This window comes from Gryllotalpicola ginsengisoli DSM 22003 (assembly GCF_000419445.1).
Classification (GTDB): Bacteria; Actinomycetota; Actinomycetes; order Actinomycetales; family Microbacteriaceae; genus Gryllotalpicola; species Gryllotalpicola ginsengisoli.
In genome coordinates this window covers 1-26,126 of record NZ_AULK01000014.1, presented here as the reverse complement: position 1 = coordinate 26,126, position 26,126 = coordinate 1, and the positions used below count along the sequence as shown (strand labels likewise).

The 26,126-nt window shown below is 66.0% G+C and carries 22 protein-coding genes; 16 read left to right on the top strand and 6 right to left on the bottom strand.

The features are described 5' to 3' along the window. Positions 1–191, bottom strand: a 191-nt coding sequence (locus H563_RS16935; RefSeq protein WP_155865260.1) for a helix-turn-helix domain-containing protein, incomplete at its 3' end; no start/stop codon positions are given. A 71-nt stretch (positions 192–262) separates the two neighbouring features. On the opposite strand from H563_RS16935, the gene mobF reads away from it, so the two are divergent. After that, positions 263–3,448, top strand: a complete 3,186-nt coding sequence (mobF, locus tag H563_RS16930) for a MobF family relaxase (RefSeq protein WP_081416320.1) — start codon at positions 263–265, stop codon at positions 3,446–3,448. An 8-nt stretch (positions 3,449–3,456) separates the two neighbouring features. On the opposite strand, the gene H563_RS0113820 is transcribed toward mobF, so the two are convergent. Together H563_RS0113820 and H563_RS17790 are read right to left on the bottom strand one after the other, a co-directional pair. Next, positions 3,457–4,704: an AlbA family DNA-binding domain-containing protein gene (locus H563_RS0113820; RefSeq protein ID WP_022883173.1), complete on the bottom strand. Its 1,248-nt coding sequence runs from the start codon at positions 4,702–4,704 to the stop codon at positions 3,457–3,459. Positions 4,705–4,972: 268 nt separating this feature from the next. Next, a complete protein-coding gene (locus tag H563_RS17790; protein ID WP_022883172.1) occupies positions 4,973–5,131 on the bottom strand; it encodes a hypothetical protein in 159 nt (52 codons plus the stop codon). Positions 5,132–5,667: 536 nt separating this feature from the next. Here H563_RS17790 and H563_RS17125 point away from each other — a divergent pair. The 3 genes from H563_RS17125 to H563_RS17120 are packed head-to-tail and all read left to right on the top strand — an operon-like array spanning position 5,668 to position 8,632. Beyond that, a complete protein-coding gene (locus tag H563_RS17125; RefSeq protein ID WP_407635323.1) occupies positions 5,668–6,033 on the top strand; it encodes a hypothetical protein in 366 nt (121 codons plus the stop codon). A gap of 21 nt (positions 6,034–6,054) precedes the next feature. After that, positions 6,055–7,722 (top strand): HsdM family class I SAM-dependent methyltransferase, encoded by a 1,668-nt coding sequence (locus H563_RS0113805; RefSeq protein WP_022883171.1) that lies wholly within the window; start codon positions 6,055–6,057, stop codon positions 7,720–7,722. Beyond that, positions 7,712–8,632 carry a hypothetical protein gene (locus H563_RS17120; RefSeq protein WP_245556861.1) on the top strand — a complete coding sequence of 307 codons (921 nt, stop codon included), beginning with the start codon at positions 7,712–7,714 and terminating at the stop codon, positions 8,630–8,632. Before H563_RS0113805 ends, H563_RS17120 begins: the two co-directional genes overlap by 11 nt. Positions 8,633–8,878: 246 nt before the next feature. Here the strand turns inward: H563_RS17120 and H563_RS0113795 are convergent. Continuing rightward, positions 8,879–10,029, bottom strand: a protein-coding gene (locus H563_RS0113795) for an IS3 family transposase (protein ID WP_155865262.1) whose coding sequence is annotated in 2 segments (ribosomal slippage) — positions 8,879–9,759 and positions 9,759–10,029 — 1,152 coding nt in all. Because the reading frame shifts where the segments join, the coding sequence is not laid out codon by codon here. A 169-nt stretch (positions 10,030–10,198) separates the two neighbouring features. Here H563_RS0113795 and H563_RS0113785 point away from each other — a divergent pair. From H563_RS0113785 to H563_RS17785, 3 genes are read left to right on the top strand one after another with little or no spacing between them, the layout of a single operon-like run. Further along, a complete protein-coding gene (locus tag H563_RS0113785; protein WP_022883168.1) occupies positions 10,199–11,083 on the top strand; it encodes a sugar phosphate isomerase/epimerase family protein in 885 nt (294 codons plus the stop codon). 14 nt (positions 11,084–11,097) lie between these two features. Further along, a complete protein-coding gene (locus H563_RS0113780) occupies positions 11,098–12,129 on the top strand; it encodes a Gfo/Idh/MocA family oxidoreductase (RefSeq protein ID WP_027479474.1) in 1,032 nt (343 codons plus the stop codon). Positions 12,130–12,185: 56 nt separating this feature from the next. Continuing rightward, positions 12,186–12,341 carry an MFS transporter gene (locus H563_RS17785; RefSeq protein WP_407635324.1) on the top strand — a complete coding sequence of 52 codons (156 nt, stop codon included), beginning with the start codon at positions 12,186–12,188 and terminating at the stop codon, positions 12,339–12,341. A gap of 96 nt (positions 12,342–12,437) precedes the next feature. Here the strand turns inward: H563_RS17785 and H563_RS17520 are convergent, their stop codons facing one another. Beyond that, positions 12,438–13,181, bottom strand: coding sequence for a GntR family transcriptional regulator (locus tag H563_RS17520; protein ID WP_022883165.1), 744 nt, complete (start codon positions 13,179–13,181; stop codon positions 12,438–12,440). 208 nt (positions 13,182–13,389) lie between these two features. On the opposite strand from H563_RS17520, the gene H563_RS17515 reads away from it, so the two are divergent. The 8 genes from H563_RS17515 to H563_RS16900 all read left to right on the top strand — a co-directional run bounded on the left by H563_RS17515 (position 13,390) and on the right by H563_RS16900 (position 23,307). After that, entirely contained in the window at positions 13,390–16,350 is a 2,961-nt protein-coding gene (locus H563_RS17515) for a cytochrome P450 (RefSeq protein WP_155865257.1), read from the top strand. Further along, on the top strand, positions 16,347–16,784 hold the full coding sequence (locus tag H563_RS0113755; protein WP_022883162.1) for an HtaA domain-containing protein: 438 nt from the start codon (positions 16,347–16,349) through the stop codon (positions 16,782–16,784). Before H563_RS17515 ends, H563_RS0113755 begins: the two co-directional genes overlap by 4 nt. A 27-nt stretch (positions 16,785–16,811) precedes the next feature. Beyond that, complete coding sequence (locus H563_RS0113750; protein WP_022883161.1) at positions 16,812–17,786, top strand: aldo/keto reductase; 975 nt, start codon at positions 16,812–16,814, stop codon at positions 17,784–17,786. Next, positions 17,783–18,517 (top strand): creatininase family protein, encoded by a 735-nt coding sequence (locus H563_RS0113745; protein ID WP_022883160.1) that lies wholly within the window; start codon positions 17,783–17,785, stop codon positions 18,515–18,517. The genes H563_RS0113750 and H563_RS0113745 overlap by 4 nt, the downstream gene beginning before the upstream one ends. Positions 18,518–18,759: 242 nt before the next feature. Beyond that, positions 18,760–19,842: a substrate-binding domain-containing protein gene (locus tag H563_RS0113740; RefSeq protein ID WP_022883159.1), complete on the top strand. Its 1,083-nt coding sequence runs from the start codon at positions 18,760–18,762 to the stop codon at positions 19,840–19,842. A gap of 94 nt (positions 19,843–19,936) precedes the next feature. Beyond that, positions 19,937–21,004: an ABC transporter permease gene (locus H563_RS0113735; RefSeq protein ID WP_022883158.1), complete on the top strand. Its 1,068-nt coding sequence runs from the start codon at positions 19,937–19,939 to the stop codon at positions 21,002–21,004. 1 nt (position 21,005) lies between these two features. Then, positions 21,006–21,797 (top strand): ATP-binding cassette domain-containing protein, encoded by a 792-nt coding sequence (locus tag H563_RS0113730; protein ID WP_022883157.1) that lies wholly within the window; start codon positions 21,006–21,008, stop codon positions 21,795–21,797. Positions 21,798–22,149: 352 nt separating this feature from the next. After that, positions 22,150–23,307 (top strand): hypothetical protein, encoded by a 1,158-nt coding sequence (locus H563_RS16900; RefSeq protein ID WP_022883156.1) that lies wholly within the window; start codon positions 22,150–22,152, stop codon positions 23,305–23,307. A gap of 142 nt (positions 23,308–23,449) precedes the next feature. Here H563_RS16900 and H563_RS0113715 read toward each other — a convergent pair whose 3' ends face one another. Continuing rightward, positions 23,450–24,211 carry a GntR family transcriptional regulator gene (locus H563_RS0113715; RefSeq protein ID WP_022883154.1) on the bottom strand — a complete coding sequence of 254 codons (762 nt, stop codon included), beginning with the start codon at positions 24,209–24,211 and terminating at the stop codon, positions 23,450–23,452. 601 nt (positions 24,212–24,812) lie between these two features. Between H563_RS0113715 and H563_RS0113710 the strand changes: the two genes are divergently transcribed. Next, positions 24,813–26,123 carry an ISL3-like element ISPfr18 family transposase gene (locus H563_RS0113710; protein WP_022882454.1) on the top strand — a complete coding sequence of 437 codons (1,311 nt, stop codon included), beginning with the start codon at positions 24,813–24,815 and terminating at the stop codon, positions 26,121–26,123. Positions 26,124–26,126: the final 3 nt, after the last annotated feature.

Sequence of the window (26,126 nt, the reverse complement as noted above, 5' to 3'; positions counted from 1 at the left end):
GTCGAGGGCCCGTTCTTGCCCGCCGCGAGACTCGTCTTCCCGGCCTCGAGGAAGTCCGCCTTCCACCGGCCGATCGACTGCTCGCTGACCTTCTCGCGCCTGGCCGCCTCGGCGATCGTCATCTCGCCGGCGAGGATGCTCAGCACGATCCTCGTCTTCTTCTCCACCGGGATCACAGGTGGTCTTCCCATGTCGAACTCTCCGCTCAGGACTCAATCAATGGTCCTGCCACAAAGTCTGACGCGCGACAGCGGTCGCGGCCATGGAAACGGAGGAGGCCGAGCGCGGTACGCGACGGGCGGTTGCGGGGTTCGACTTCACGTTCAGCATCCCGAAGTCCGCAAGCTCACTCTGGGCGGTTGCGGATGCCGGGACGCAGGCGTTGATCGCGGATGCGCATCATGCGGCGGTTGCGGAGATGGTTGCGTTCATGGAACGGGAGGTTTCAGCCACCCGCACGGGCGCAACCGGCGGCGACGGCGCGGTTGCACAGGTCGACGTCCGCGGCCTGATCGTCACGGCGTTCGATCACTACGACAGCCGGGCGGGCGACCCGCACCTGCACACGCATGTCGTCATCAGCAACAAGGTGCAGACCGTCCTCGACGGCAAATGGCGGTCGCTGGACGGGCGACCGATGCACGCCGCCGTCGTCGCCCTCTCCGAACTGCACGAGGCCGTCTTCGCTGACCACCTCACCCGGATGCTCGGCGTCTCGTGGGAGGCGCGCGACATGGGCCGCGACCGGAACCCGGCGTGGGCGATCACCGGGGTGCCGGAGGCGCTGGTGGCTGAGTTCTCCACTCGCGCCCGGCACATCGACACCGAAACCGACCGGCTCATCGAGAACTATGTCTCCGAGCATGGGCGGCGGCCGTCGCCGGCGACGATCATGAAGCTCCGCGCCCAAGCCACCCTCTCGACCCGGCCGGAGAAGGAGGTGCGGTCGCTGGCCGATCTCACTGCCTCGTGGCGGGAACGGGCCGGACAGATACTCGGGTCGGATGCGACCTCGTGGGCGCGAAGCGTGACGACGAACGAGGAGCCGTTGCTGCTGCGCGCCGACGACGTGCCGTTGGATGTGATCGCATCGCTCGGGCAAGACGTGGTGACCGCGGTCGGTGAGAAGCGCTCCACCTGGCATCGCTGGAACCTCACTGCCGAGGCCGCGCGGCAGACGATGAGACATCGGTTCGCGTCGACGGAGGATCGCGAAGCCATCGTCGGACTAATCGTGGACGCCGCCGAAGCCGCGTCGCTGCGCCTGACCCCGCCCGAGCTCGCATCCAGCCCGGCCGCATTCCGCAGGCCGGACGGCACGAGCGTGTTCCGTCCAAAGCACTCCGCGCTGTTCTCCTCCGAGGTTCTGCTCGCCGCCGAAGACCGCCTCCTCGAGCGCGCCCGCACTACCACTGCCCCGACCGTGCCGCTGACGACCGTCGAACGTGTCACGAAGCGGCCCGACAGCAAGGGCCGGATGCTCGGAGAAGACCAGGGAGCCGCATTGACGAAGATCGCGCTCTCGGGCCGGATGGTCGACGTGCTGGTCGGCCCGGCCGGGGCTGGGAAGACCACGGCGATGTCAGCGCTGCGGCGAGCGTGGGAACACGAGCACGGACATGGCAGCGTGGTCGGGCTCGCTCCCTCTGCGGTCGCGGCGCAGGTTCTCGCCGACGACCTCGGCATCCCCACCGAGAACTCGGCCAAGTGGCTCGACACCCACGACCGCACCGGCGAGACGTTCCGCAAGGGTCAGCTCGTCATCGTCGACGAGGCATCGCTGGCGGGCACGCTCTCCCTTGACCGCATCACCGCCTTGACGGCGGAGGCCGGGGCGAAGGTGCTGCTGGTCGGGGATCACGCCCAGCTCCAGTCCGTCACCGCCGGTGGCGCGTTCTCCCTCCTCGTCCACGACCGCGAGGACGCCCCGGAGCTGGTCGACGTGCACCGGTTCGTCAACGTGTGGGAGAAGACCGCATCCCTCGCGCTGCGGCACGGCCGCACCGACGTCATCGACACCTACGCCGAGAACGGCCGCGTAATCGGCGGGGAGACCGAGGAGATGATCGACGCCGCCTACACCGCCTGGCGTACGGACACCCTCGCCGGGCGAGCCAGCGTCCTCGTTACCGACTCCAACGAATCCGTCCAGGCACTCAACAACAGGGCACGCGCTGATCTGATCCTCGACGGCACCGTGAACGCTCGCCGTGAGGTCGAACTGCACGACGGCACCCGTGCCGCGGCCGGGGATACCGTCATCACCCGCCGCAACGACCGCCGCCTCCGCGCGGGCAGGTCCTGGGTCCGTAATGGCGACAGGTGGACGGTCACCGAGGTCCGTGACGACGGCGCGCTCACCCTCCGCCGCGCAGGGCGCACGTGGGGCGGGTCGGTCGTGGTCCCGGCCGAGTACGCGGCCGAGCATCTCGACCTCGGCTACGCCGTGACGTCATACCGGGCGCAGGGCATCACCGTGGACTCCTCGCACGTCCTGGCGGATGCGTCGATGACCAGAGAGACGTTCTACGTCGCCATGACCCGTGGCCGCGAGGAGAACATCGCCTACGTCGCCGTCGATAAGCCTGACCCTGCCCACGACGGCCCGCACCCCGGCGACAACGAGGATGCGTCCGCCCGGTCCGTGTTGTTCGGGGTGCTGCAGCACGTCGGTGCCGAGCTGTCCGCGCACGAGACGCTCACCGCCGAACAGGACACCTGGGCATCGATCGCACAGCTCGCCGCCGAGTACGAGACCCTGGCCGCCGCCGCCCAACACGACCGCTGGGCAGCGCTCGTCCGCTCGTCTGGGCTCAGCGACGACGACGCCGAGGACGCGATCACCTCACCCGCATTCGGGGCACTGACCGCCGAGCTCCGCCGTGCCGAGGCGAACCAGCACGACGTCGAGAACCTGCTGCCACGCCTCGTGCGAGCGCGCGGGTTCGGGGACGCCGACGACATCGCCGCGGTCCTGCATTACCGTCTCGCTCGCGCGACCGCCAGGCCAGCGGGAGCCGGGCGCGCACGCAGAACACCACGTCTCATCGCGGGCCTCATCCCCGAAGCCACCGGCACCATGCCATCCGAGATGCGGCAAGCGCTGACCGAGCGACGCGACCTCATCGAAGCCCGAGCCGATGCCCTCCTCGACACCGCACTCACCGAGAGACACGAGTGGATCACGAAACTCGGAACCCCTCCCAAGACTGCACGAGCGGCCCACGCATGGCGGTACGCCGCGCGCACCATCGCCGCCTACCGCGACCGCTACGGCATCACCGGACCCGCGCCCCTCGGAGCACCCGCCGAAGCCGAGACGCAGAAGATCGACGCCGCCCGCGCCCGCGCTGCGCTTACCCGGGCACAAAACCTCGCCCAGGCCGAGCAGTCAGAGCAGGAACGCGCCCGGCGCACCGGACCGCAGCGCGTCAGGCCGTCGCTGTAGCGGTTCGGCTACTCGGTCCGCTCCGGTGGTTGGATCATCCGCACGTTCGAGACGCCGCCCTGGTTCACGCAATCTTGAGCGAGGTCGTGGACGTGCCAGTAGAAGTCCAGGTCGGCCTCTACCGCGTTCACGGTGGTCTCGACAGGTATGTAGCGGTGCAACGGTGTTGAGACACCACCGTAGGAATCGCCGAAGTTATCCACCGTGAGGATCGTCAGGGGCTCTGATCCGGTCCACTCGATCCCGACGCGCACGTCGTACTCGTCGTTGCCCGTCGCGTCGGCAGTCGCCCGGATGAGAGCCATCACGTCTGCGACGCCGCACTCCACCGCGTCCGACTGGACCTGCGATCCCTCGAAGTACCCGTCGCTACTCATGCGGTGGCCGCCGATTGCGGCTGCGAGCGTGACTGATCCGTCGTGGTGGAGACTCGCCCATGCTTCCTTCCACAGCGATCGCTCGCCCGTTGCGGTGTTGACGGCGACCCAACGGCGCAACCCCGGTCGTGGGTTATGCCGGTCGACGTTTTCCAGCGGGTGCACACCGCCACGTCCGGCGTAGAACAAGGCGAGGCCTTCGGCCTTGGTCAGCACATCGCGCGCGCCGTCGCGCGTCAAGCGGTTGTGGAGTCGAGGGACGCGCGGGTGGGCGACAGCGATCAGCCAGGCGCGTTCGCTCGTGGCGCGGCTGCCCGCAGCCTCGTCATACAGACTGTCGAGCGCTTCGCTGGCGTGGCGGCGTTCATCGAAGCGAGCTCGATACATCGCCTCGATCTGGCGTTCCTTCATCCAAACGGTGTCGGAGTCGTTGCGCACCGGAGCGCCGAAGTAGTCGTTGCGGTAGATCAGGTGTGGCCCGTCCACACTGGCCGGCACTTCCACAACGACAGCGCGAGCACCCTCGGTTCCGAGACGGTGCACGTTGAGGCCGAAGACGGGCGGGGAGATAGCGGTGATCGCTGCGGAGCGCAGGGATCGCTCGTACCCTTCATCGAACTCTCCGACGTCGACTCGCTCTGTCGCGGCCTTCTGCGACTCGCGTACTCCGAACACGATGACGCCGCCGCCGCTGTTCGCCATCGCTGCAACGTCCTTGGGGAAGTCTGTTTGCGGTAGTCCCTTCGCCGGGGGCAGCTCTGACTTCCAGTCCAGATCGTTCGTCTCCATGACACCGCTGTTCACCGCGGCGTCCAGCAGTTCGTCTGTCAGCGGTCCAGGAGGTGCCCCGAGGGCGCGATGCAGAGCGGTGAAGGTCATGACCCCAGCGTAGGGATCACGTACGACACCAGCCGCGATGTCGATCGGTGGCTGCCCACAGAGCCTGCCCCTCCCGACGAGCGGACGGGGTGATGTTCGGCTCATGCCTGAATGCCTGCCCGCCACCGCCCACGAGCGGGTCGAGGAGTGCCGCGATGTCGGCACTGCCGGTGACGAGGGAAGCGAAGCCTTCGTTCAGGAGCCGTGCGTGCCGGAACTGGCGGCGCTGGTCACAGGCCCTGACACCGCCCCGACTGCGCGCCCGAGTTCAGCAGCGGGCGGCAACGTTCAAGGAACCGGAGCGGTGACCGGCCTCTTCCGTGGCGACATACTCGCCGTAGCCGGTGGCGGCGCGGGCACCGGTGATCGTCACGCGATCACTCGCCGGCGCGGTGAGGAAGGAGACGGCGCCTCGCAGCCACAGCACAGTCGGGCGCGCGCCCACATCGTTGAGTGCAGTCGGCCACTCGTCCTCGCTGGGAAGAGGACGCGTAGTCCAAGACGGTCAGTCTCCGACAGCGCCTGCGCGACCGTGCGGGGAACCATGCGCGGCGCAGCCTTGCGGCGCCACAGCCCGGCCTCGACCGCATCGACCGTCTTCGGGACCCCACCAGTAACGGCGGCGAGCCGCACTGAATCGACGGCACCGAACACAGCGACGAGCCCGCCCGTCACCGCATCGTCGGGCTCCACAGTCGCAGCCAGGGGGCGACCCGCGCGGAGCGTTCATCCCCGCCAAGAGAAGTGATCGCCACCATTCCCAGCCCCCATCATGCGTGGCAGGCAGGTGCGCGAGTAGCGCCCAAACACGGGCGCTGCCTCTTCTTCCCGGTACCACCGGAAAGTCCTATCCTGGGGGAGAGGCACATTCCTCCTTGATCTGGCGTCCCTCGCGGACAGGCCCCTCGGGCCACTCTCCACGCACTGTCTCGTCACCTGACCGTGCCGCGAGAGGACAACGCCATGATCCGACTGCTCTGGACCCTCAGCACGCAAGCCCGCCACTACCTGCGTCGCTACACGCCCACTAACATCCTGCTCGACCGGATCCGCACCCGCCGCGGCCTGAAGTGGGGCATCCCCGCGATGCTTCTCGCCGCGCCCTACCTTCTCGCAGCGAACTACTGCATCGATGCTGATCGAGGATGGCGGCCCCGGCTGGCTCAACATCCCCGTGCTGCTGTGCTGCTGGAACGCGCTCAAGTTCACTATCGTCGGGCCAGTCAGCGTCGTTCTTCTCCTCCGCGCGCATCGGCGGGACGCGGTCACAGGGTCGGCGGAGACGACTTGAGCTGCGCTGTCGGGCGTGGCTTCGGTATGGATGTCTGATGGCTGCGGCAGAATGAAGACATGTTCGATTCGTCCGCACCCGCCGCTGTCGACACGGCTCAGTTGCGGAAGGCTCGCGGTGCGTTTTTCACTCCGGAGGCGATCACCCGCTACATCACGAACTGGGCCATCCGCACTTCAGAGGAGACGGTGCTGGAACCGTCAGCCGGTGACGCTGCGTTCCTTGTGCAGGCAGTACGACGTCTGGGAGAGCTAGCCGGCGGTGGCAGCGAGGCACCTCGCGTGGATGGGGTAGAGATCCATCCGCATAGTGCCCATGTTGCGCGAGCTCGGGTCAAGGATGCCGGGGGAGACCCCAACCTGATCGTTAGCGACTTCTTCCTCGTTGAACCTGAGCCCCGTTACTCCGTGGTGATCGGGAACCCGCCGTATATCCGCTTCCAGGAATTCACTGGTGAGTCCCGTGCGCGTGCTCGCGCTGCGGCGCTCAAAGCCGGCGTCGCGCTGACGGCGCTCGCCTCCAGCTGGGCCGCCTTCACCGTCCACTCCGCACTGTTCCTCAAACCCGGCGGCCGGATGGGGCTCGTGCTGCCCGCCGAATTGCTCAGCGTGAACTACGCCGCCGCCGTCAGACAGTTCCTCTTCGATCGCTTCCGCAATGTAGAGCTAGTGCTGTTCACCGAGCAGGTGTTCCCCGAGGCCGAGGCCGATGTCGTCCTTCTACTCGCCGACGGGTTTGACGAAGGACCGACCGACCACGCCACCATCTATCAGGCACAAGACGCCGACGCTCTTTCCACGCTCAGCGGCCCGCTGACCTGGACGCCACTGGACCCCGCAGCAAAGTGGACCGGCCTACTCGTCGACCCGGACGCGATCGAGCCGCTCCGCACACTGAAAGCCAGCGGACACTTCACCAACCTCGAAGCCTGGGGCGACACCACGCTCGGGATGGTGACCGGCAACAACCGGTACTTCGCACTCTCACCCGCAAGGGTGAAAGAGCTCGGTCTGACTCGCAAAGACCTGATCCGGCTCTCCCCGCCTGGCAGTTCGCATCTCCGTGGACTGGAGTTCTCCAGCGATGCCCTGACCCGACTCGGGCAGAAGGGGAAGGCGACCTGGCTGTTCCGCCCGTCCGAGACGCCATCTCCCGCGGCTGAGGCATACATCGCGACCGGTCATCTCGCCGGCGTCGACGAGGCATACAAGTGCCGGGTTCGTAAGCCCTGGTATCAAGTCCCGCTCCTGCCGCCAGCGGACCTGCTACTGACCTGCATGAACGCAGATACTCCACGACTGACCACCAACAGCGCACAGGCCGGGCACCTGAATTCCGTCCACGGCGTTTACCTCAAGGACGATGCTCGGGAGCTGGGGAGAGAGCTGTTGCCTCTCGCCAGTCTCAACTCCGTCACTCTTCTGAACGCTGAAATGGTCGGCCGTTCGTACGGGGGCGGGATTCTCAAGCTCGAACCCCGCGAAGCCGATGTCTGGGCCATGCCTTCAAACGAACACGTCCAGGCGCACGCCGACGCACTCCGCGCTATCAAAGCGAAGGTCGCGCCCCTGCTGCAGCGTGGAAAGCTCGCCCAAGCCGTTGAACTCGTGGACCGCGTCCTGCTCACAGAGGCGGGCGTCGTCACGGAAGCCGACTTGGATCGAGTACGGGAAGCTCACGCGACTATGACAGACCGACGCACAGCGAGGGGACGAAGTGGCCGCTGAACCGTCAACTAAGGCCAAAGCCTGGGCCATTTTCGACCGCATTGTCGCCGACGCGGCACCAGAAGACGTCCACAGCAACCCGTGGGCGAAGGGCCCTGACGGCAACCTCTTCTACGAACCCGACTACGCCACACTTAACCGCCTTCTTGGTGTTCCGCTCTACCTAAAGGCGCCCACCACGACGGGTGTCCCGGCACTCGCGCTCGATGTGTGGCTCTCGTATGAACTCCGCCGCGCCGGTTTTGACGCGGATGCGGTGTGGCCCCGCCCGACCGCGCCACGAATTCTTCCCGGCCCCGTGGTCAGCCTGCTCGAGAGAGTCACCGCCAAGGAACGAGAAGCGCTCTGGAAACGCCTCCGCGCCAAGACACCCCCGGCCGGCGCAGCAGCATCGAGCGCCAGCATCCTGGGGAAGAACTACCTCAAGCAGGTCGATGTGGTCATGTCGAACTGGGTCGCCGGACCTGAGCTGCTCATCAGTACGAAACGGATGGACTCCAGCTTCGGCAAGAACGCTGCCAACCGGGTCGAAGAGTCGTACGGCGACGCAAAGAACCTTCGGCTCCGACATCCCCTCGCAGCGCTCGGCTTTGTGTACGGGCTTCGTTCCACGATCTTCAACGAGTCGCCTGACAAAGCCGAGTGGCTAATCGACCTACTCCAGAAGCTTGGCCGGGAAGACGATGCCTATCACGCCGTTGCTCTCATCATTATTGAGTACGGAGCGCATCTGGCCGTCGACGAAGGCAACGACGACCCTGGCGACGGAGAAGACCCCCTTGCCGAGGCCGGGATTACACCGACCGAAGGCGACGAAGCAGCGGAGGAAAGCGTCGAGCTCTCGGCGGTCGAGGAAGCATTAGCGAACCTGCCTCGCGTCGAGATCCGCACCGAGCTCGCCCCCCGCTGATCTCCAGCCGGGTTACTTCCTCGCGGAGATGGTGCGGCGTGTTATCGACGCCACACCAGTGAACCTGCACAAAGAAGCGCGTCTGCGACGATTACAGCCGGTCATAATGGCTGAACGATAAAGTCGCGTCGGTCAGGTGGAGAGAAGCGCCCGGATCGCGTCAAGGTCACGCTGCGTCTGCTCAACCACGTCCATAGCGCACTGCAAGCATAGGCGTCGCTCATTAGTGAAACTGGGCTGACCCCTTCATTCGGTCCGGACGCTCTGTGAGTCGTCGGTTTCGATTTGATGGGTGCATTGCCGAGCGTACTCGGCGGGCGGTAGGTAGCCGAGCGAGGAGTGCCGGCGGTGATGGTTGTATTCGTCCTTCCAGTCGCCGATCACGACCTGCGCGTGCAGCAGCGAGTAGAAGCTGTTGATGTTGAGGCACTCGTCGCGGATCCGGCTGTTGAACGACTCGACGTACCCGTTGCGCCACGGCGATCCCGGCGGGATGTAGGACAGGCCGGTGCGGGTGCCGGCCCAGTCGGCCATCGCGTCGCTGATGAACTCCGGTCCGTTGTCCGATCTGAGCACGGCCGGGGCGCCGCGGACGGCGACGAGGTCTTCGAGGTGGGTGGTGAGCCGGTCGGCGGTGATCGACCGTTCGGTGAGCCCGCCGATGCATTCACGGGTGTGCTCGTCGACGATCGAGCAGATCTTGATCGGCCGGCCCTGCTCGTCGGCGTCGAACTGGAAGTCCACCGCCCACACCACGTTCGGCGCGTCCGCCGTCGGCGCGTCGGCCGTTGAGGATCCGACGCGTTTGCGTCGACGCCGTTGCGGGACGCGCAGACCCTCATCACGCCAGAGGCGTTGGATCTTCTTGTGGTTCACGACCCACCCCTCGGCGCGGGCGTCGTGATACGCCCGCCGGTACCCGTAGCGGGGATGGCTCTTCGCCCAGGCGCGCAGCCAGTCACGCAACGCGCGGTCCGGGTCCGCGACCGTGTCGCCCTTGAGTGGGCGTCGGTATGCGGAGCGTGAGAGCCCGGCCAGACGGCACGCCATCCGTTCGCTCACCTGCAGTGTCCTGATCAGGTGAGCGACGGCGGCGCGGCGCCTGCCCGGGCCTAGAAGTTTCCCTCAGCCAGCTCCTTCAGCGCGGCCTTCTCCAGTTCCGCCTCCGCGAGCAGCCGCTTGAGCGTCGCGTTCTGCTTCTCAAGCTCCTTCAGGCGCTTCGCGTCGTCGGCTTTAAGGCCGCCGAACTGGTTACGCCACCGGTAGTACGTCTGCTCGGACACCCCGAGCTCCCGACACACCGCCGCGACATCCGCGCCATCGGCGAGCATCCGGTCGGCCTGACCGAGCTTGCGAACGACCTGCTCCGGGGTGTGACGCTTCCTACTGTTCGACATGATCTGACCAGTCTCCCTGCCCGCAACCACGGGGCAACAGGACGACTCTCAGAACCACCGGACCTAGGAAATGGGGTCAGCCCATCATCGGCTGAACCCCGCACACCCATCCGCACGACCGCCGACGTCTCTCCGACGCCGGCGGTCGTCGTCTCGCCCTAAGGAAGACATGAGCAAGGTCTCGATGAACGTCACCACGACGTTCCACGGCAACATCCTCACCGACATCCGCATCGCGAAGGAGGCGGGGTTCAGCGGCATCGAGCTGCAGACGCCCAAGCTGTTCCGCTACCTCGACGCCGGCTTCTCGGCCGAGTCGCTGCTGCCCCACCTCGAGGGCATCACGGTGACCGGCGTCGGCGCGGCGCTCGACGCCGAGCGCGACGGCGAGGGGCGCGAGCGCTTCCTCGCCGACGTGAAGCGCCTCTCGCAGGTGGCCGAGGTCGTCGGCGCACCCATCGTGCAGGTGTGCACGGGCCCCGTCGACTGGAACGTCGTGAAGGACTTCAAGGCCGGCCGGCTCACGGCCGACGACGCGCGCTACCGTGGCACCCTCGGTCTCTCCGATGCCGACGCGGTCTCGGCGGTCGCCCGCAACGTCCGCGACGCCGCCGACATCGCCGCCGACCACGGCGCCGGCATCTTCCTCGAGCCGCTGGCGTGGTCCAACATCAACCGCTGCGCGCAGGCCCTGCGCATCATCGAGGAGGCCGGTCGTCCCAACGTCGGCCTCGCCGTCGACACCTGGCACTTCTGGACCGTCGGCGACACCCTCGAGGAGGTCGCCGCGCTTCCCAAGGAGCTCATCAGCGTCGTCCACATCTCCGACGGCCTCGACCTCGACCGCGCGAACGACGTGCCCGATCAGAGCGTCCACCGCGACGTCGTGATCGGCGGCGGCGCGATCCCGCTGCAACAGTGGGTGGACGCGGTGAAGTCGACAGGGTACGACGGATGGTGGGCGTCCGAGATGTTCTCCACCAAGGGCGCCGAGGGCGACCTCCTCGAGGTCGCCCGGACGATCCGCGGCCTCGTCGACATCCTGGTCTCGTGACGGAGGAGATGACGGTGCAGCGCTTCGCTCTCGTCGGCGCAGGATTCATCGGCAATGTCCACGCCGCCAACCTCGCCGCCCATCCCGATGTCGCGTTCGAACTGGTCTATGACATCGACCCCGCCCGCGCCGCGTCGATGGCGGCGCAATACGGCGCGCGGCCCGCGACCGATCTCGCCGAGGTCTTCGACCCCGAGCGGATCGACGCGGTGCTGATCGCGTCGTCGACCGACACGCACGCCGAGCACCTGCGACGCGCGGCGGATGCCGGGATCGCGGCGTTCGTCGAGAAGCCGATCGACCTGGACCTCGGCGCGGCGCGCGAGACCGTCGCCTACGTTCGGGCCAGCGGCATCCCGGCGATGGTGGACTTCAACCGGCGATTCGATCGCGACCATGCCGAGCTGCGACGCAGCGTGCAGGCGGGGGAGGTCGGACCGGTCGAGCTGGTCCAGCTCACCTCGCGGGGGCCGGCTTCGCCGCCCTTGGAGTACGTCCGCGTCTCGGGTGGACAGATGAGGGATCAGACGGTCCACTTCTTCGATCTGGCGCGCTGGATCTGCGGCGAGGATCCCGTCGAGGTCTACGTCGCGGGCTCGGCGCTGGCGGACCCCCGCATCACCGACTACGGCGACGTCGACACCTCCGTCGCGACGCTGCGACTGCCCGGTGGTGGGCTCATCCAGATCGACAGCGTGCGTCGCACCGGCTACGGCTACGACGAGCGCATCGAGGTGATGGGCGCGACCGGCCTCGTCGAGTCCCGCCGCCACACAGCCGGAAACGTGGTGCGCTACGGCGCAACCGCCACTGCGGCGGACGGCCTGCACGCCGGATGGTTCGAGCGGGTCCGCCCGACCTACGCGGCGGCGCTCGACGCCTTTGTCCGTGCTCTGCGCGACGGCTCGGAGCCGCCGGTCACCCTCGAGGACGGCCTGCGGGCGCAGGCGATCGCCGAGGCTGCCGCGTCCTCGCTGGGAAGCGGCCAGCCGGAGCGGGTCGAATACCGCGTCCTGACGGACGACGAGAGGAAGATCCGGGTTTGATGAACATCTGACGCCATGGGCGATCATCGCCCTGGCCGTCCTACTCAGCCGGCACGCTGTACTGCTTCTTAGTGCCGCCGTTCGAGATCCTAGTTGTCGGCCGTGTGATCCTCGGCATCGCTGTCGGCGGCGCCACGACGGTCGTGCCGGTCTATCCCGCGAAGCTGGCCCGTTCGAGATACGCGGCTCGCTGGCCGACCGGAACGAGCTGATGATCGTCATCGGTCAGATCGACCGCGTTCCCCGTCAACGCCATCCTCGCCACCGAGCGATGTGAGTATGGGAGGGCGATTCGTCGACCGTCCCCTCTAGGGAAGCAGCTCAGACATGTCGATTTGGCCGGCGGTAAGCGTGCGTCGGTACGTGAAGCGCACGCGGCTTGCCACCCAGGCAGTGCGTGCGAGCTCAACCAACTCCCCGGTCTCGCGCAAACGGCTCGCAGTCACGATCTCAAGTAGAGGGACGTCGTGATAGGTGGCGAGCAGCTGTGCTTGGCGCGCATGTGCGAATACGACGTTGACGCTGCTGGACGCCGTCACGATCGCGTTGCGAGGCATCTCCCAGTCAACCGTACCCGTGCCGACTGCGATCCAGGATTCGGTGATGGCGATCGCGACGCCATTTACCTCCTGCAGGTGCAAGCCGAAGCTGAGCGCCCCAAAGTGATCGTATTCAACCCGACGTCGCAGGTCTTCGGGCACCACGGCATGCCGCTCGTACTCCAGCAGTCGCGATCGCGCGACATATCCGCTCGCAAGCAACTGCTCGCGCCACGGGCGCAACAAATCTACCTCGCAGCGAATCAGGTCTTCGCGCGCGTTGACAAAGGTCCCAGAGCCGCGACGGCTGTGAACGTAGCCGTCGGTGCCGAGGGCTTCGATAGCGCGGCGGACCGTAACCCGGCTGACTCCATAGCGGGCGACCAGGTCCGCCTCGGACGGAATGCGGGATCCGGGCGGGAACTCGCCAGCGTCGATGCGTCGCCGGATGTCGCGGTGGACCTGTCCCCACGCGGTTAGCGGTGAGTCGTGTTCGACTGCGAACGGCTCCATAGCTTCATTGTCCCTTGTACGTGCTCCCCGCTCACCGAAAACTCTCATGTCGGATGCCGGAGCACCTGTACTCGGGATCAGACAAGTTGGGAGGGAGTTGTCTCACAGGAAAGTGAGGTCGGGGTCGAATCCGCCACATGCGCCCAGGCCAACGTTGGGATGACATTACATTACCCATAACGGACGCAAGCAAAGGAGCGTGGTACGAGTGAAGAACGCACGGTCATCGCAGGCAGGGCAGCCGCGAATCGCCATCGTGGGCAGCGGACCGTCAGGTTGTTACACGGCGCAGTTCCTGCGCAAGACGTGGGCCGACTCGGACATCGTGGTCTACGACCGGCTGCACACGCCGTTCGGTCTTATTCGCTACGGGGTCGCGCCCGACCACCTTGGCACGAAGGGCATCGCCAAGCAGTTCGACCGGCTCTTCGAGCAGGACGGCGTCCAATTCATCGGCGGGGTCGAGATCGGCAGCGACATCTCGATCGAGCAACTCCGCGCAGAGTACGACGCGGTGGTTCTGGCCACTGGCCTTTGGGGTGACCGCACGATTGACGGATTCCACGACGCCAGCGGCGCCGCTACCCATGGCCGTGTCTATGGGTCGGGCGAGGTGACCCGGATGATCAATGGTCACCCCGGACGTCGCTCGGACGTCATCCGGATCGGCCGGCGCACGGTTATTGTTGGCAATGGCAACGTCTCGGCTGATTTGGTCCGTCTCTTTCTCAGCACGCCGGAGCGGCTGCGTGAAGTGGGTGTGCCCGACGACGCCATCGACGCCATCGGCACTGTCGAACGAATTGACGTCGTCGGTCGTTCGGGTGCAGACCAGGCTAAGTTCGACGTCGCGATGGTGCGGGAGCTGGGACGCCTCGCCGACGTGCGCTTCACCACCGATGCGGATCGCTCGACGGCGGCCGACTCGCCGCGGGCAGCGGCCGTGTTCGAGATAGTCGACGCCTCGCCTGCGGAAGCGCGCCGTGAGGTGCATTTCAGCTTTGGGTGGACGCCCGACCACCTCGAGGGTGACGGCGACGTCGAGCTCGCGATCTTCCGCGACTCTGCCGGCACGGGCGAGTTCCTAAAGATCGAAACCGACTCCGTGTGCACCGCCGTCGGCTTCCGTGAGATTCCGAATGACGTGCTGCTGCGCAGCACCCTCGAGTCAGACACGACCGACATCGACGCGGGGGTGCTCGGCGACAACCTGTACTGCGTCGGCTGGATCCGTCGCGGCCCAGTCGGAACCATCCCCACCAACCGCGCGGACGCGCGAATGGTCGCCGATCGCATTATCGCGGACCTCGACCCGGAGGCCGCTGCCGCGGCTGCCCCATCGCCCGTTCCCGAGGACGAGGCTGCCGGGCCTGGCGAGATTGTGGTGCTCTACGGCACCGAGTCGGGCAATGCCGAGACCATCGCCGATCTTCTCGTCGAGGAGTTCTCCGACGATCTGAAGATCCGCGCGGTCGACATGACCGACGCGACGTCGGCGGACCTGCGGCCTGAGAACCTGACGCTGGTCTTGTGCTCGACTCACGGCGAGGGCGCGATGCCCTCTAGTGCGAAGCCGTTCGCCGAACTGCTCGACGCTGAACAGCCCGATCTCACCGGCGTCCGCTACGCGATGTTCGGGCTCGGCGACAGCTCGTACGAGTTCTATAGTCGCGGAAGCGAGCACATCGACGCGCGCCTGGCCGCCCTGGGCGCCACGCGAGTTGGGGACTACGGCCGCCACGACGCCGTCGATGGCACGCTGCCGAACGACCGGGCTCTGGAGTGGGCGCGCGTGGTGGTCGCGGACGAGGTAGTCGGATCGGACGTCGTGAGCAGCGTGGCGGTGGAAGCGCCGACGGATGCGGGAGCGAAGGCGCTACATGAGCCGTCGGTCGCGGCGTCGGATGTCGACTCCGCGCGGATCGCGGGAATCACGACCGCCGTGCAGGCCGATAGCAGCCTTGTCCCCAAGGACCTGACCCTGCACTACGACCCGTTCTCATATGCCGACTACGACTATCCCTACGACCTGTTCAAACGTCTCCGCGACGAGGCCCCGGTGTACTACAACGAGGAGCGCGGGGTGTACTTTGTCTCCCGCTACGCGGACGTTCGCGCCTGCCTCGCCGACGCCAAGCGCTTTTCCAGTGCCCGCGGAAACGATATTGACGGCACGCACGACTCTTTCGGGGAGGGGTTCCTCGTGACGATGGACGCGCCCCGGCACACGGCCCTGCGCGCGGCCATCCGTCGCACGTTCTCCGTCCGTGAGATTCTCGCCAAGGAGGACGGGATGCGCGAGTACATCCGCAACCTCCTCGAGTCGTTTTGGGAGAAGGGTGGGGGAGACTTTACCGCGGAGGTCGGCTTCCCGACCGGCGTCGGGATGGCGGTGATGCTTCTCGGCCGTCCGATGAGCGACGTTCCCGCCTTCGTCGACCATATTGAGCGTGAACTCGTCCGCGTCGTGGGTGCGCCGGGCGTGCCCCAGGACGCGGTCGACGCCGTCCTCGAGACAGAGGAAATGATCGCCGACCGCTTCGCTACGCGCAAGGCTGAGATCGAGGCGGGCGTCAATACATCTGCAAGCGACGCGATGACGCAGATCACCCTGGCCGTGCACGCCGGAAAGGTCAGCTCGGAGGAGCAGGTCGGGCTCGCCCACCTCGTCCTCGCAGCGGCCAGCGATGCGCCGGCAGCGTTCATGAGTCAAGTCGTCATGATCCTGGACCGCTTTCCCTCACTGCAGCCGTTCCTGCGTGAGAATCCGAGCCTCATTCCGGCGTTCATCGAGGAGTGCCTCCGTTACGACACTCCCGGCCAGAACGTCTCGCGCCAAACCACCGAGGATGTCGAGGTAGCCGGCACGGTGATCCCCGCGAACTCGCGCGTGACGTTCCTGCAGGGTTCGGCGAACCGTGACGAGCGGGTGTTCGAGAACCCAGACGTGTTCGACATCGCGAGGGAGATCACTCCAGCCAACCGAATCATGACGTTCGGTGAGGGTCCGCACGCATGCATGGGTGCACCGTTCCTTCGGCTCTGCGCTCGCGTGCTGGTGGAGGAACTGGTACAAGGCCCATCCGTGCGCATCGTCGGTCTGCCCGAGCGATTCACGAAGCAGCTCATCCGCGGCTTCGCGAAGCTTCCGGTGAAGTTCGCCGCATGAGCGCCTGGACTGCTGCCGAGCTCGAGTGGAGCGTGCGCGAAAGTTTCTTGAGTTACGTCGAGTCGCTGCCCGACGGGCGTGCTGAGACGCTCGAGGGCGTGGTCCGCGACGACCGGGTGTTCCGCTTCCCAGGCCACGCCGAGGGCGATGTCTATCGCTTCGGCGGCGCCCTCCACTTTTACGGGCACCGTGGCGTCCTCGATGTCACGCTCCGAGACCTTCAGGTGACACGCAGCGGCCTGCGCGGGGTGCTGACCGCTAACGTCGCAGGCTGGCGGCTCACACTCGCAGAACTGTCTGACTTTGACGCGACCGACGGCGACATCCTGCGCGCCAGCACGGTTGTCTTGACTGACGACGGCGCCGCCACCCTGGGAAGCGTTTATCCCGCGGGCGCTCCCGCAGCGCCTGTGTCCATTCGCCTCGCGCGCTGAGCGCACACCAACACAGAAAGGCACATCATGCAATACCGCCACTTCGGACGCACAGGGTGGAAGGTCAGCGAGATCTCATTCGGCGCGTGGCAGCTGGGGGGCCAGTGGGGCACCGTCGATGACGAGGCCTCGGTGCAGGCCCTGCTCACCGCATACGAGCATGGAATCAACTTCGTTGACACGGCGGAGCTTTACGGCTCCGGCCGCAGCGAGAAGGTCGTCGGCGAGTCGCTGCGTCGTTGGGATGGCGACAAGATTTACGTCGCGACCAAGACCCAACCGATCCAGTGGCCCAACCCCGACGACGACGACCCGCAGATGCGCGGCCGCTACCCCGCCTGGTACCTGCGCGAGCACGTGGAGGCCTCGCTGAAGCGCCTTGGCGTCGAGCGTCTCGACCTATTGCAACTGCACTGCTGGCTGCGCTCAGGCATCAGCGAACTCGAATGGCTAGAGACGCTGAACGAACTGCGTGTCGAGGGCAAGATCGACAAGATCGGGGTATCGATACGCGATTACCGCCCCGACGAGGGGATCGAGCTAGCCGAACTCGGCCTGGTCGACTCGATCCAGGTGATCTTCAACCTATTCGAGCAGCGGCCGGTGGACGGGCTCTTCCCGGCCGTCCGCAAGACCGACACCGCGATCATCGACCGCGTTGCTTTCGACTCCGGCTCGCTATCGGGGCTGTGGACGCGCGACACCTACGATGCCTGGGAGGAGGGCTCGCAGCAGAAGGAGATGTTCCGCGGTGAGCGATTCACGGAGACGCTCGACCGGGTCGAGGCCCTAAAGAAGGTCACTGAGCCGTACTATCCGACGCTTGCCGAGGCCGCCATCAAGTACGTACTCGCTTCGCCCGAGGTCTCCACGGTGATCGCCGGCATGAGTAGCGACCGCAACATCGCACGCAACGTCGGCTACTCCGACGGCGAGCCGTTTCCCGAGGAGTTGCGTGCGCAGCTCGCTGAGCACGGCTGGATCCGGAACTACTACAAGTGAGTGCCTTCGACGAGGTTCGGGCCGAGTTCCTCTCGCTCAAGGAACTTGACGCGCGTGTCGCGGCGCAGCCGATCGCTTACCTTCCGCTGGGAACCCTCGAGTTTCACGGGCCGCACCTACCGATCGGACTTGATGCCCTCACGGCGCACACAGTCTGTATCTCGGCCGCGGAGCAGGGAGGCGGAATCGTGCTCCCGCCGGTGTTCCAGGGCTTCGGCGGCGGGCACGGCCACTATCCGTGGACGATCATGATGGCCGATGGCACGGGGATCGAGGCGCATCTGCGCGCCACGCTCACGCGGCTGGAAGACTTCGGGATCAGCACCGCCGTTGTCTTCAGCGGTCACTTCGCACCCGAGCAACTCGACATGATTGACGAACTCGAGTCCTCGTGGAATGCGTCGGACTCCGCTCTTCGGGTGCTAGCGACGGCGGTCAACCGGTACCCCGCGTCACCGCTGCCCCCGGACCATGCCGGCGAGTTCGAGACTACATTGCTCGCGGGGTCGTCCCCAGGGCTGATCCACCTCGATCGGCTGCCGGACCTCTCCTCGCATCCCGCAAATGACCCGGATGGCGACGCCTACGGGCCGCACCGCCATGAACCGGGCCACCCGTTGTGGGGAGTCTTCGGTCCCGACCCTCGTTCCGCGGATCTCTCGACCGGACCTTACGTCCTAGCACAGTTTGGTGCGTGGCTATCCATGGAGGCGGCCGCGGCCGGCCGTTGATGGCGGTGGGGGCGAATGCGACTGGGCCCCTTGTCGCAGGCAGATGCACGCATAGGGCTTCGCAGACAGTCGCCTCGTGTCTCCTGTCGGCCGGCCCACGCCAGACCAATCTTGGACGTGATAATCGTATGTCTTGACATATTGCCAATGTTCACTACAATCAGTCTCACCCGGTTCAGCAACGCAGCTGCCAATTCGGAAGCAAAGCCGCTGACTCGAAACTTACCAAAGGACCCGAGCCCATGAAGGTCTCGAAGTTCGCAAGCAGCCAGGCAGCCAAGCGCCTTCGACTGCTCTCGCTCGCGATCCCCGCCGCGCTGGTCGTCGCGGCCCTCTCCGCCTGTACTCCTGCCGGTGCCCCCTCCGACACGTCGGCGACATCCGACAACGGCGGCGGTGACGGCGGCGGCGGCAGCACCAGCGGCGGCGAGATCAACATCGTCGTCATCGGCGGCGCGTCCGATGACTCGTTCTTCTCAACCGTCAAGCGCGGCGTGGATGATGCGAAGCGGGTCGTGGAGGCGAACGGAGGCAAGGTGACGTACCTCGCCCTCCAGAATTACAACAACCTCGGTCCGGACGTCGCTCAGCTGATCAAGAACGCCTCGGGACAGAACCCCAGCGCCATTGTCGTGCCCGACTGGGTACCCGAGGCGGAGGACCCGGCGATCAAGGAGGTGGTCGCGAGCGGCGTCCCGGTAATCATTTACAACGCCGGTGGGATGGAAGCCGCGGAGAACGTGGGTGCGATGACATACATCGGTACGGACGAGTTTCTCGCGGGCGTCGCCGGCGGTGAGGCGGCAGGTGAGGCCGGTGTGACGAAGGCCATCTGTGTCAACACTGTTCCCGGGGCTCAGAACCTGGAAGATCGTTGCGCAGGCTACGCCGAAGGTTTGTCAAAGTCCGGCGGCACGTCAACGCAACTGGCCCTTCCGGCATCCAGCTTCGGCAACCAGACCGCGGTGGCGCAGGCTATCAAGGCTGCGCTCGCCCAGGACCCCGACGTGAACGGAATGGCAACAGTCGGCGGGTCTGACATCGACGCGGGTCTCTCAGCTCTGCAGCAGGCAAATGCCGGAGACATCAAGTACGTCCACTTCAACACCGACACGAAGACCCTCGAGGCGATACAGGCCGGAACGGTACTCGCCGGCATCGACCAGCAGCCGTACGCGCAGGGATACTACTCGGTCTCGGCCGCTTTCCAGTACGCCGCGTGGGGCATCGAACTGCCGACGAAGCCGATCCTCACCGGTCCCCTCGTGGTTGATAAGGACAACGTCGAGCTGGCCATCGACGGCGCGAAGGAGGGCGTCCGCTGATTGGTTGGGCCGGTGACGCGAACACACTTTGCACTAGTTCCCGTCACCGGCCCGCGGATCATCGGTTCGCCATCGAACTTAAGGAGCTATGTCAATGTCCATCGATCTGTCCACCGCGACGCTAAAGGCGATGCCTTCGCCGCCGCCCGAAGCGAAAGAATCTCCATTCCAGCGAATGACGCGTCGCCCGGAAATGGGTGCTCTGGCCGGCACGGTTCTGGTTTTCGTCTTCTTCTCCATCGTCGGCGGACAGAACTTCCTGTCCATCGGCGGGGCGTCGGCGTGGCTGAACGTTGCATCCGAATTGCTAATAATCGCTATCCCTGTGGGTCTGCTGATGATCGCGGGGGAGCTCGACCTCTCTGTCGGTTCGGTGCTTGCGGCGAGCTCGATGACATTGGCAATCATCTCGGGCTACTTGGGGCTTCCCATGATCATCGGCTTCGTCGCGGCGCTTGGGATCGGTGCACTCGCCGGCCTCGTGAACGGAATCATCACGGCTCGAACCAATGTGCCTTCGTTTGTCGTGACGCTGGGCATGAACTTCGGTCTCGCCGGTATTACGCTCGGCCTCTCGCGCGCCATCACCGGGACGACGAGCGTTCCGATCACGGTCGATCCCGTGTTTAAGAACTTGTTCGGCAGTCTCGTCGGCGGCCAGTTCGAGGTCGCGATCTTCTGGGCGATTGCGGTGGCGCTCGTGATCGCGTGGGTGCTCCAGATGACCCCTTGGGGTAACTGGGTCTTCGCGATCGGGGGCGATAAAGACAGCGCACGCGCGACGGGCATCCCGGTGCCGCGGGTCAAGATCACCCTTTTCGTGCTGAGCGGTCTTGGTGCCGCGTTTGTCGGCGTGATCCAGACCTGCATGTACAACAGCGCACAGACCACCAACGGCCAGTCGTTCGTGTTCAACTCCATCATCGCGGTTGTCATCGGTGGTGTCTTGCTTACCGGCGGCTATGGCTCGGTGATCGGCATGGTGCTTGGCGCGATCACGTTCGCGATTGTGAATCAGGGTATTTACTACACGGGCTGGAGTTCCGACTGGGCGAGCTTCATCCTGGGTGCGCTGCTGCTGGCTGCCGTGCTGATGAACAACACCTTCCGCCGGCTTGCGCTCTCGTCCGGTCCGAAGAAGACCTCCGGAAAGAAGGCGTGAAATGACCGAACCGCTGATGACGCTCACCGGCGTGGGTAAGAGCTTCGCTGGCACTGACGCCCTCGCGGACATCTCGCTGGAAATCGAGCCTGGAAAAGTTCTCTGTCTCCTCGGCGACAACGGCGCTGGAAAGTCGACCCTCATCAAGATTCTGTCGGGCTACCACGCTCCCACGACCGGCACAATTGAAGTCGACGGCAAGCAAGTCGTGTTCTCCAGCCCCCGCGACGCGAGCGCGGCCGGCATCGCGACCGTGCATCAATACGGCGGTACCTTCCCGCTGATGAGCGTCGGCCGGTCGTTCTTTGTCGGCGCGGAGCCGACGAAGGGATGGGGTCCGCTCAAGTACTTTGACAAGGCGACCGCGAACAAGGTCGCGATCCGTGAACTGAAGAGCCTCGGCATCACCCGAATCAACGACGGCAATCGACTCGTTGGTGGCATGTCAGGCGGCGAGCGGCAGTCGCTTGCGATCGCGAGGGCCGTCTACTTTGGCGCGCGCCTGCTGATCCTCGATGAACCGACCGCCGCGCTTGGCGTGAAGGAGGCCGCGCACGTTCTGAAGATCATCATGCAGGCCCGTCAAAAGGGCATCGCGGTGGTGTTCGTCACGCACAACGTACTGCACGCCATGACGGTCGGTGACAGGTTCGCCGTGCTGATTCACGGGCGCAAGGCCGACGACTTCATGAAGGGCGAGCGCACGCGCGAGCAGATCACCGACCTGATGGCCGGCGGCGAGGCGATGGCCGAGCTTGAGGCCGAGATCGCCCAATACGAGAGCCAAGCCTGACCGCGCGCGACGACCCGCCCGGACCGTCCATTTGCGGTCCGAGCGGGTCGGTCGTATCGACGGCGGTTGTAACGCGAGGTCGAGGCCCTCAGTCGCACTCCGGTCCGGCACTTCGCGGCCCGGGCCAAGGCCTTACGCGCTCCTTGAGAGGCGTCGCCGCGCGGCCCTGTCGCTCTGCCAGGTTTGCCGCGATCAACGGGCTATGCTCGCGTCGCCAGTGCGCTCGAGCGCGTCTTCGAATCTCAACAGGCCCGTATTCCCCGAGTCTCCACATTTACGAGCAGCCGCGAATCAGATGACCTGGCTCGCGGTCGATGCCAACCGCAACGTCGCGTCGCCGTAAGGAGGTACCATGCCGACGCACACGTCCAGCGTGGCGCCGCAGTATGCGCTGAGCGCCGCAGCGATCGCCGTTGCCGTGGCCGGCCCGACCCTTGTCAATCCGCTGGCGGGGTCGTTCGAGGGTGGGATCCATGGTGGCTCTCGCATGCTGGTCGAGCTTTTTCGGGTCTACTGCCTGTCGGTAGTCGCGGTGCTGGTCGCTCATGCGGCAGTCAGCGGACGCGTGCCGGACGCCCTCACGGTGACTCGCTTCTCTCTCGTCGCAGCATGTGTCGCCGCGGGAGCGAGCGCCGCACTCGCCGCGGCGGGCGGCCTGCCGGCTCTGATGGCCGCGCGCGCCCTCTCGGGCGTGGCCATCGCTCTGCTTACCATCGTCGCAAGCTCACGCCTCGCCACTCTCGGCCTGACGGCGCACCGAGGGCTGGCGGCCAAAGCGTCGATCGTGACAGCTGCGACCGCGGGACCGATGCTCGCGGCAGCTCTGTGCGCCGCGTCGGCGGACAGCCTGGGAGCGTCGATGGCAGCTCATTCACTGCTCGTGCTGATCGTCTCCCTGGGGATGGTCCTGCTACCTCCGCCCTCCTTCGACGGGATTGGTATGCTCGCGCCCCCTTCCGAAGCTCAGGCAATGTATGTGGGTTCTCCCGGTGTCGCGATCGTAGGCTCATACGCCGCGATCCTCACGTGGCTAGTCGCAAGGCGAACGGCGACGGAAGACCCCTTGGCGATAGGGCTCTGCGGTTCGGCGATCGTCCTCGCGATGACCACGGGCCAGCTCCTGGGCACGGAATTTCGCGGTCGAGCGGTAACAGGCGCGGCGATGCTGGCGGCCGGCATCCTCACACTCCCGATTGCAGTTGCCCGGGGCTCTGCGGGCCCCGATCTGGGTATCGTCGTGGTGGCCCTCGTGATCGCGATGAGCCACGGGTTGTGGCTCACAAGGGGCCTTGAGCACGTTGTCGACGGGCGAAGATCTGGCCTGCACTGGACTGTCGGGTCGGCGAAGTACGGGTGCGCCGTCTACGGCCTGATGGCATGCGCGTGGATCGGCATCCAGAACTCGCCGGTGCAGGGCCGTGCTGGGCAGGTCCTCGTGTGGACTCTTGCCGTGCCGATCGTCATGGGCTTCACCGCAGTCTTAGCCCGTCGACGCCTTGTGCTGCTATGACCAGACACTTCTATTAGCCGGTGGTAACGGTGCAGCAGGAGGAGCAGGGGCTGGAGGCCGATGCTGCGAAGACCGAAAAGCTTCGGTTCTTGTGGTTCGCGCGGATGGGCTCATAGGGGGCCGAGCCGCACCAACCTCCGACCTATCTGTCGACCAGCGTGATCTCGAAGGAGTACAGGCCGGGGGAGTAGCAGTGCTGGCCGAACTCGACCGCTTTCCCCGAGCTGTCGAACGCGGTGCGCGACATCGTAAGCACAGCGGCACCCTTCGGGAGGGACAGCAACTCGCTTTCCTTCGCGGTTGCCGAGCGGGCTCCGATCCGCTGCTTGGCCACTCGGAGGCTCACTCCTCGCGTGCGTAGCAGCTGGTACAGGCCGCGAGATGCGAGTTCTTCCTCCGTGAAGTCCACGAAATCCGGCGGTAGTGTGTTGTCAAGCACCGCCAGCGGAACGCCGTCGGCATACCGGACGCGGACGACTCGCAATACGGGATCCCCCTTGCGGATGCTCAGATCACGCGCAACTGCGTCGTCAGCGGTCATCCGAACGTGACTGACCACAATGGTGGTCGGATGCTGCCCCGTGCTGTCGAGGTCTTCGTAGAGACTGCTGAGCTCGACCTGCCGAGTGACCTGGCCATGAACCACCTGCGTGCCGATGCCCCGTCGGCGCACCAGCAGGCCCTTGTCGACCAGATTCTGGATTGCGCGCCGAACGGTCGGTCGCGAAAAGCCGAATCGCTGGCCCATCGAGATCTCGTTCTCCACTCGCGAAGCGGCCGGGAGCGTCTCGTCGCGGATCGCGGCTTCGAGGCGAGTGGCGATCTGGTGGTAAAGCGGAACCGGACTCGAGCGGTCCAGATCAAGGAAGAAATCCGACGGCAATGCCGTCTCCGCTTGAGCCACATCGCCCTCCACGTATCAATGTCAGAACATCATTACACGGAGCGGCTGCGCTTGGAAAGCATATCGGCTGGACATATCGATGTCGTGGCATAAGGGCCCGCTCTTGACCAAGATTTCAGGCGGCACTGGCACCGAGCGTTGCTGCTCGGCGGCGCGATTGCTTCCGCATCCCGGGCCCAGCCGAACTCGCGCCCAAATCGATTGGGCGTCCGCGCGACGTGCGCGGTTATCGCCCTGCGTGAGCCGTGTCGATGTTAGGAAGCCCCATCGCGCCGCCTGGATGCGAGAGCGCGATCGCAGTCAAGGCTCGCCTGGGAGGCCGTCAAGGAATCCTCCAGCGACGCGCGCCTGCTCAAGACACAATTCTGGCGCAGGGGTGACCCAACGGACCCCCCTGGATGCCGTACGACCCCGCGGCTTCCGCGAAGCGGACACGCTCGTGGACCAGGCGGTCCGAGTCAGCGGGTTCGTGAAGAACATCACTTTGAGGGCTCTTCGCAGTTGAGGGTGTAGCCCGGGACCGCCGGCTGGTTCGCGGATAGGCGTCGAGGTCTTCCAGGATGGAAGTTCTCACGCTCACCATCCGCCGGAAGACCTCGACTTGCACCACCCTACGTTCGCGACCCCTGACCTGACCACGTTCTGCCGTCTCGACGAGCTCGGCCTTCAGGCCGTCGGGCAGCTGCTCGAGCCTGATCGGGCGGTGCTGGAGTGCCGCGTCGTCGAGGACGACCCGTGGTGTCGGAAGTGCGGCGCGGAGGGCGTGCCGCGTGACACGGTGACGCGGCCGCTGGCGCATGAGCCGTTCGGGCATCGGCCGACGACGCTGCTGGTCCGGGTGCGCCGCTACCGGTGCACGCACTGCCGCCGGACCTGGCGGCAGGACACGTCGAAGGCGGCGGCGCCGAGGGAGAAGATCTCCCGCGGCGGGATTGGGTGGGCACTCACGGCGATCGTGGTCGACCACCTCACCGTCTCCCGCGCCGCAGCAGGGCTCGGGGTGTCGTGGCATACCGCGAACACCGCGATCATCGCCGAAGGCAAGCGTCGCCTGATCGACGACCCGGCGAGGTTCGACGGGGTCACCACGATCGGTGTCGACGAGCACGTCTGGCGTCACACACGGTTTGGCGAGAAGTACGTGACCGTGATCATCGACCTCACCCCCGCGAGGAACAAGACGGGCCCGGCCAGGCTGCTGGACATGGTCGAGGGCCGCTCGAAGCAGGTGTTCAAGGAGTGGCTCGCCGCCCGGCCTGCGGAGTGGTCGAGCCGGATCGAGGTGGTCGCGATGGACGGGTTCTCCGGGTTCAAGACCGCCGCGGCCGAAGAGCTCCCCGACGCGGTCCCGGTGATGGACCCGTTCCACGTCGTCCGCCTCGCCGGCGACGCGCTCGACCGGACCCGGCAGCGCGTCCAACAAGACACCCTCGGGCACCGCGGTCACGCCGGCGACCCGCTCTACGGGGTCCGCCGCACCCTCCACACCGGCGCGAGCTTCCTCACCGAGAAGCAGACCGCGCGGCTCGACGCGGTGTTCGCCGCCGAGGAGCACGTCGAGGTCGAAGCGACCTGGGGCATCTACCAGCGCATCGTCGCCGCCTACCGCGAACCCGACAAGAACAAGGCGAAGGAGATGATGCGGGCGGTGATCGACTCTGTCAGCAACGGCGTCCCCGCGCTGCTCAAAGAGGTCCGTCGCCTCGGCCGCACACTGAAGCAGCGCGCCGCGGACATCCTCGCGTTCTTCGACCGCCCCGGAACGAGCAACGGCCCAACGGAGGCCATCAACGGCCGGCTCGAGCACCTTCGCGGTTCCGCCCTCGGCTTCCGGAACCTCACGCACTACGTCGCCAGATCGCTCCTCGAAGCCGGCGGATTCAGACCGCTCCTACACTCTCATTCGCGATGAGCC